Raw genomic sequence first — 504 nt, forward strand, 5'->3', positions numbered from 1 at the left:
GCCTCAGTGGTCGGACCGCGGCTCCGTCGGCGGTCAACGGGGTGTCCAGCGCGGCGCTGTCCGACGAGTTTGCCGCGCAGCTCTCCGCCGCGGTCTCGGAGCAGAATTCATCGCCCGCGGGGATGCTGATCGCMGCGTTCGCGAGCTATCTGGCACAGGTCTCGGGCAACGAGGATGTCATCCTGAGCCTGCCTGTCACCGCACGTACGACGGCCGCCGCCCGGCGGTCCGGCGGCATGATGTCCAACGTGGTGCCGCTCAGGCTGCACGTTGGAACCGACACCACCATCGCGGAGCTCCTCACCCAGGTCCAGGTCGCCGTCTCGGGTGCGCTGCGGCGCCAGCGCTACCGGCACGAGGACATGCGCCGAGGCTCGTCCGCCAGTGCGGTCCAGCGGGACCTGCTCGGTCCGCTGGTGAACATCATGCTCTTCCACAACGAGGTGGCCCTCGGACCTGTGTTGGGCGAGTTCAACATCCTCTCGACCGGCACCATCGAAGACC

General features: G+C 68.4%; 1 protein-coding gene. It reads left to right on the forward strand.

Translation table 11 applies throughout. From position 1 onward, the window contains the following. Positions 1-504 (forward strand): condensation domain-containing protein (locus AC1DYG_RS19320; RefSeq protein ID WP_477641475.1); only part of this gene is annotated, 504 nt, incomplete at both ends.

Source organism: Pedococcus sp. P1_H8, from assembly GCF_056405175.1.